This window comes from Steroidobacter sp. (assembly GCF_016790065.1).
GTDB lineage: Bacteria > Pseudomonadota > Gammaproteobacteria > Steroidobacterales > Steroidobacteraceae > Steroidobacter.
In genome coordinates, this window is sequence record NZ_JAEUPY010000709.1 from 1 (window position 1) to 1,685 (window position 1,685).

Below are 1,685 nucleotides of genomic sequence, written 5' to 3' on the forward strand. Positions count from 1 at the left end.
ACCGCCAGACTGTTCCATGGTTCGCCGACGCAAAAGCCGTCGATCTGTCCTTCACGCATGGCATCCACCAACAACGGCGGCGGGATGACGATCAACCGCACGTCGCGGTCCGGATCGATGCCAGAGGCCGCGAGCCAATAGCGCAGCTCATAGTTATGAGCCGAGAACGGATACACCATCGCAAACGTGAACGGCGGCTTCTGCGCACGTTCACGTGCTTGAACCACCTTCCTCAACGCTTCGCCAAGCGCACGAGGATGGGCGGACAGCGTCGCGCCCTCCGCCATCATCAATTCCCAAACGCGGAGCGAAACGGTAATGGCATTGCCGCCCAGCCCCAGCGACAGCGGCGCTGCCATCGGCACTTTGAGATGGCCGACACCTAAAGTAGAAGCAATCGCCATCGGGCCGAGCATGTGGGCGGCATCGAAGTGACCGACGACCACCCGATCTCGAATGTTGGCCCAGGAGGTTTCGCGGACCAGACGCAAGTCCAGCCCCTCCTCGGCTGCGAAACCCTTCTCGACCGCGACCGCCAGCGGCGCGCAGTCCATCAGCGGAATGAATCCGACGACTGTAGTCACATCGTTCATTTGAACAGGCTCGACGCCGTCACGACGCTTTGCGCCACCTCGCTGAGGCGGCGGTTTTCGTTCATGGCCGCTTTACGCAACAATGCATACGCGGCCTCCTCGCTCATCCCTCGTTTCATCAGAATGCCCTTGGCGCGCTCGACCACCTTGCGCTCATCCAAAGCTTGGCGGGCACTGTCCAGCTCTTCGCGCAGTTTGTTGAAGGCGTTGAAGCGGCTGATCGCCATGTCGAGCACGGCCTTCACGCGCTCCTTCTTCAGACCGTCGACGACATACGAGCCCACACCGGCGTCCACCGCCGCCTCGATCATGTCGGTGTCGGAACGATCCACGAACATGGCGATCGGCCGGCGCACCACCCGCGACACCTGGAACATCTGTTCCAACACGTCGCGATTGGGATTCTCCAGGTCGATACAAATGACTTCGGGATCGAGCTCGACGATACGTCGCATGAGGTTATGCATCTCACGCAGCACCGTCACATTGAGATAGCCGGCTTCTCGCAGGCCTTCTTCTAGAATGCTGGCGCGCATGACGTTCTGATCGACGATCAACACGCGCACGGACAGATCGCTTTTGGGCCTGGTTTCGGGCATCGGCTAAACAGGAGTGCAATGCCTGTGCCACTGCATGTAGCCCATGCAGCGTCACTTGCACTATGGAGATGCGTGCGCCGCGCGCACCACTTTAAACACGCCACGAGCGGCGCACGCACCACATGTGAGCAATCGAGCACACATCCGCTGACGAAATTGCCGGGATTCGCTCTGTTCGCGCGTGGCATAACGTTTGCAGCATCGAAGTCATCTTGGCTGCTCCAATGATGGGCGCAGCACCAGCGACTGCCAGTCCTCGCAGCTCGCTGTCCCACCAACCCCAAGCAAACGAACTCGATGCCCAGCACCGTCGCACCCTCGTGCCCGGCCGCTGCGCCATCGCCCGGGGTGCAAGATGTCAGCAAACAAGTTAGTCGTGATCGGAAACGGCATGGTCGGACACCGACTGCTGGAGCGGCTCGCGGCCGAAGCGAGCGAGTTTGAGATCAGCGTGCTGTGCGAAGAGCCTCGTGCCGCTTACGATCGCGTGCAG

The 1,685-nt window shown here is 60.8% G+C and carries 2 protein-coding genes; both read right to left on the reverse strand.

From position 1 onward, the window contains the following. A partial coding sequence (locus JNL55_RS29050) for a CmpA/NrtA family ABC transporter substrate-binding protein (RefSeq protein WP_293862897.1) occupies positions 1 to 593 on the reverse strand: 593 nt, incomplete at its 3' end. Further along, positions 590 to 1,192, reverse strand: a complete 603-nt coding sequence (locus JNL55_RS29055; RefSeq protein WP_293862899.1) for an ANTAR domain-containing response regulator — start codon at positions 1,190 to 1,192, stop codon at positions 590 to 592. The genes JNL55_RS29055 and JNL55_RS29050, both read right to left, overlap by 4 nt. Positions 1,193 to 1,685 lie beyond the last annotated feature (493 nt).

Bases quoted from the DNA above. Each gene is read 5' to 3' on its own strand.
- JNL55_RS29055 (WP_293862899.1), bottom strand. From the start codon at position 1,192: ATGCCCGAAACCAGGCCCAAAAGCGATCTGTCCGTGCGCGTGTTGATC.